Genomic DNA, 4,308 nt, shown 5'->3' on the forward strand with positions numbered 1-4,308 from the left:
CCGCCACAACCTGACCTATTGGCGCTACGGCGATTATGCCGGCGTCGGCCCCGGCGCGCACGGTCGCCGCGACGGCCTTGCCACGCAGCGCCGCCGCAAGCCCGAGAACTGGCTCGCCGCCGTCGCGCGCAACGGCCACGGGATCGAGGTGGAAGAGCCCCTCGCCCCCCACGACCGCGCCAGCGAGGCGCTGGTCATGGGCCTGCGCCTCCGCGAGGGCATCGACCTGCCGCGCATCGCCGCGCTGGCGGGTGGCACCGCACCGATCGACTGGCCGGCGGTCGCCCGGCTGGAAGCGCAGGGCCTGATCGCTCATGAGGGCGACCGGCTGCGCGTCACCGAAGCCGGGGCGCTGTTGCTCGACGCGATCCTGCCGCTGATCGTTGCCGATGCGCCGGAGAGTCAGGCTACGCGAACGTAAAAGGGGGTTCGCGCGGAGACGCGGAGACGCAAAGGTGTTGGGCTTGCGGCGATGCCGTTCCTTCTCTCCGGCGATGCGTCTTGCTGGACGGTTGAGACATGACATGCCTGCGGCAGCAGGCGCCACACCTTTGCGTCTTTGCGTTTCCGCGCGAACTCCTCGCTACTTTGCGGAAAAGCCGACCTTACCGCCCAAACCCGGCCGGCGCCGGCGACACGGTCACCGTGGTCCCGCCCTGGATCTCCTGCACCTCGAGTGCGCGCTCCGCCACGCCGTCGCGGCCGAAGCGGAACGCCCCGTCGATCCCGGCGAAACCGTCCGCATCGCGCAACCGCGCCTCCGGGAACGGCCGCCCGACCGGCCAGTCGCGCGAGATCCGCACCGTCAGCAGCACCGCATCATAGCCGAGGCTCGACAAGCGATAGGGCGCCGCATTGTAGCGCGACCGGTATTTGGTGACATATTGCCGGTACAGTCCATCCGCCACGCTCGCGAACCACGCACCGTTCAGTCCCGGCTTCGACGCGAGGCTCGTCTCGGAATTCCACAGCTCCGTGCCCAGGATCCGCGTCGACGCGCCGCTGCCGCGCTTGACCAGAGGGGCCGCCACCGCGGCGCTGGCGCCGCCATCGGCGATCAGCACCGCGCCATAGGGCGCCTTGGCATTGAGCCGCGTCACCGCGCCCGCGATGCCGCCGGCGACCCGGCCATAGGTCTGCAACGACGCCACTTCGCCGCCCGCGCCCTCGACGGAGCGCAGGAACGCCGTCGACGCCCGCTCGCCGTACAGCCCGTTGGGAATCAGCCCGGCAAAGCTCGTCACCCCGCGGCTGCGCGCATATTGCACCACCCGGTCGATCGACTGCGATGGCGCATAGCCCATCAGATACGTACCATCGCCTGCCACCGACACGTCGTTCGAAAAGCTCAGCACCGGCACCCGCGCCGCCCTGGCGATCGGCGCCACCGCACGCACGTCGTCGGACAGCAACGGCCCGAGGATCAGCTGCGCGCCATCGGCGATCGCGCGCTGCGCCGCCGCCGCCGCACCGGTCGCGGTATCGTAATTGGTGATCCGCACCTTGTCCGTGCCGGTGTCGAGCACCGCGAGCATCGTCGCATTGGCGATCGAACGGCCGACCCCGGCATTGCCGCCCGACAGCGGCACCAGCAGCGCCACCCGGTTGCGCTGCGTATCGCGCGGCAACCCTGCCTCGACCGGCTCGGGCCGCTCCGCCTGCGGCCGCGTCGGCCGGTCCGGCGCCGTCACCGGTCCGCGCGGCACCACGGTCGAACAGGCCGCGAGCAGCCCCGCGCCGAGGATCGCCACCCAGCGCGCCAGACCGCGCGCACGCGGCTGTCCAAATGTTGCTGCCTCTGCCATGACGTCCCCTGTGGCCATATCCGAAAATCCTCTCGATCCCGGGCTCTACATCGTCGCGACGCCCATCGGCAATCTCGCTGACCTCAGTCCGCGCGCCGCCGACATCCTGTCCCGCGCCGACGTGATCGCGGTCGAGGACAGCCGCGTCACCGCCGGCCTGCTCCGCCACATCGGCACGAAGCGGCCGATGATCCCCTATCACGACCATAATGCGGAGGGGATGCGCCCCGGCCTGATCGCGCGCATGACGACCGAGGCGATCGCACTCGTCTCCGACGCCGGCACGCCGCTGATCTCCGACCCCGGTTACAAGCTGGTCCGCGACGCCCGCGCCGCCGGGCGCAATGTGGTGACCATCCCCGGCCCCTGCGCCGCGATCGCCGCGCTGACGCTGGCCGGCCTGCCGACCGACCGCTTCCTGTTCTGCGGCTTCCTGCCCGCCAAGGCCAAGGCCCGCGCCGACGCGATCGCCGAGGTCGCCGCGATCCGCGCCACCCTGATCCTCTACGAATCCGGCCCGCGCCTGTCGGCCTGCCTGTCCGCCCTCGCCGACGGACTCGGCGACCGCGACGCCGCCGTCACCCGCGAGATCACCAAGCGCTACGAGGAAGCCGTCACCGGCACGCTCACCCACCTCGCCGCCCGCTACGCCGATGCGCCGCCTAAGGGGGAGATCGTCATCGTCGTCGCACCCCCCGGCGAGGCCCCGCCCCCCGACGCCGGCGACGCCGACGCCGCGCTTGCCGAAGCGCTCACCCGCCTGCCGGTCGCGAAGGCTGCGGGCGAAGTGGCCAAGGCGTTCGGCCTCGACCGCAAGGAACTCTATGCACGAGCGCTGGCGATGAAGCAGGCGTGACGCGGGCGGTGGGTGGGCATCGCCCCGAAAAACGTATATACGGCGTCAGTACCATTGACGAGGATGCCATGGCGAAGGCTGCCGTGTTCACGATGAAGCTGGAGCCCGAATTGCGCGCCGAATTCATGGCCGCCGCCGAGGCCAGCCACCGCCCCGCATCGCAGGTGGTCCGCGAGCTGATGCGCGAATTCGTCCAGCGGGAACAGGACCGGCACGATCACGACGCCTTCCTGCAGCGAAAGGTCGATGCGGCGCGCCTCTCCGTCGACCGCGGGCTGGGACGATCGCATGAGGCGGTGGAGGCCGAATTCGCCGCGCGGCGCGCCCGGATCACCGATCGCGGGTGAAGATCGTCTGGACGCCGGAGGCCGAACGGGACCGCGCGACGATCTGGGACTATCTCGTGGCGCGCGACCCCGAGGCGGCATTGCGGATGGATGGTCTGTTCAGCGATGCCGTTGCCGGTCTGGCCCGCTTTCCGATGCTCGGTCACGAAGGCGCGGTGCCCGGTACGCGCGAGCTTACGCCGCATCGCCGCTATCGACTGATCTACCAGATCGTCGACGACACCGTCTGGATCCTCGTGCTGCTCCACACGGCCCGTCAGTGGCCGCCGCTATAGGCAGGTCGCGAAGGCGCGGCGGGCCCACTCAGTTCAGCGCATAGCATTCCGATGTGGCGACATTCTGGTCGGTCGCGGGATTGGCGCCCTGCAGGATGCACAGGACGTTGCGCTTGCGCCACGTCAGCGTCACGACCGGGCCGGTCGCGCCGAGATGGGAGGCGACGATCCTGCCACCGCCGTTCAGCATGTCGGTGAGCGACTGCGACACCGGATCGAGCTTCGTCGGCACGCTCAACGCCTTCGACGGCGATTTGACCGATTCGCCGAGCGGCCAGACCGTCTGCTGGGCCAGCACGGGCGCGGGCGCGACGGCGGCGCTCGCAACTGCGAGCGGGAGCAGGAATTTCATGCGAAGGTCTCCGAAGGACGGGAAAAGGCCCGTGCGCCGTAGCGTCCCGTATCGCCCTGGCAATCGCGTTTACGGGTCCTGTTCCGGTGTGGCGGCCTATCCCGTTCTCATCACGACGATTTTTCGCAGCGACGATGATCGCGCGACACTCGGCCCCACGTACCGGGCGCGATCCGCTTGCGTCGCCCGCCCTCGTGCGGCAGCCTCGGGTCATGCCGCGTCCACCCCGCCGCTCCACCACGACCGCCGCGCGTCAGGCGGCCGAAGCCGCGGGCCGGCGCGGCGAACGCCTCGCGGGCTGGTGGCTGCGGCTGAAAGGCTGGACGATCCTCGACCGCCGCGTCCGTACGCCGGCCGGCGAGGTCGACCTCGTCGCCCGCCGCGGCGCCCTGATCGCCTTCGTCGAGGTCAAGACCCGGCGCACCGCCGCCGAGCTCGACTTCGCGATCGACGAGCGGCGGCTGGCACGGGTCGCCGCCGCGGCGGAAGTGCTGATGCCGCGCTACGCCGGGCCGGGCGACGATATCCGCGTCGACGTCGTCCTGCTCGCCCCCGGCACCCGGCCGCGGCATATCGAGAATGCCTGGATCGGGTGATCCACGCGGAGGCGCGAAGGGCTTTGGTTCTCGCGGAGACGCGGAGAAGAAGGTTTGCGCGCAGAGGCGCGGAGGAC

Annotated in this window: 6 protein-coding genes and 1 pseudogene; 5 read left to right on the forward strand and 2 right to left on the reverse strand. The window is 70.7% G+C overall.

Annotated features, from left to right (window positions below; genetic code table 11):
- Positions 1-421, forward strand: a pseudogene (locus B2515_RS09855) (coproporphyrinogen III oxidase); the annotation flags it as partial.
- A gap of 184 nt (positions 422-605) precedes the next feature.
- Here the strand turns inward: B2515_RS09855 and B2515_RS09860 are convergent.
- Positions 606-1,805 carry a penicillin-binding protein activator gene (locus tag B2515_RS09860; RefSeq protein WP_293876043.1) on the reverse strand — a complete coding sequence of 400 codons (1,200 nt, stop codon included), beginning with the start codon at positions 1,803-1,805 and terminating at the stop codon, positions 606-608.
- Here B2515_RS09860 and rsmI point away from each other — a divergent pair.
- From rsmI to B2515_RS09875, 3 genes are all read left to right on the forward strand, one after another.
- Positions 1,804-2,661: a 16S rRNA (cytidine(1402)-2'-O)-methyltransferase gene (rsmI, locus tag B2515_RS09865; RefSeq protein ID WP_293876044.1), complete on the forward strand. Its 858-nt coding sequence runs from the start codon at positions 1,804-1,806 to the stop codon at positions 2,659-2,661. The two genes, B2515_RS09860 and rsmI, sit on opposite strands and share 2 nt — an antisense overlap.
- 68 nt (positions 2,662-2,729) lie before the next feature.
- Positions 2,730-3,008 (forward strand): CopG family ribbon-helix-helix protein, encoded by a 279-nt coding sequence (locus B2515_RS09870; protein WP_293876045.1) that lies wholly within the window; start codon positions 2,730-2,732, stop codon positions 3,006-3,008.
- A complete protein-coding gene (locus B2515_RS09875) occupies positions 3,005-3,283 on the forward strand; it encodes a type II toxin-antitoxin system RelE/ParE family toxin (RefSeq protein ID WP_293876046.1) in 279 nt (92 codons plus the stop codon). The genes B2515_RS09870 and B2515_RS09875 overlap by 4 nt, the downstream gene beginning before the upstream one ends.
- Positions 3,284-3,311: 28 nt before the next feature.
- On the opposite strand, the gene B2515_RS09880 is transcribed toward B2515_RS09875, so the two are convergent.
- Complete coding sequence (locus B2515_RS09880; RefSeq protein WP_293876047.1) at positions 3,312-3,635, reverse strand: hypothetical protein; 324 nt, start codon at positions 3,633-3,635, stop codon at positions 3,312-3,314.
- 212 nt (positions 3,636-3,847) lie between these two features.
- On the opposite strand from B2515_RS09880, the gene B2515_RS09885 reads away from it, so the two are divergent.
- The gene (locus B2515_RS09885) at positions 3,848-4,231 is read left to right on the forward strand and encodes a YraN family protein (protein ID WP_293876048.1); all 384 of its coding nucleotides are present in this window, start codon (positions 3,848-3,850) and stop codon (positions 4,229-4,231) included.
- Positions 4,232-4,308 lie beyond the last annotated feature (77 nt).

The organism is Sphingomonas sp. UBA978 (assembly GCF_002292295.1).
Taxonomy (GTDB): Bacteria; Pseudomonadota; Alphaproteobacteria; order Sphingomonadales; family Sphingomonadaceae; genus Sphingomonas.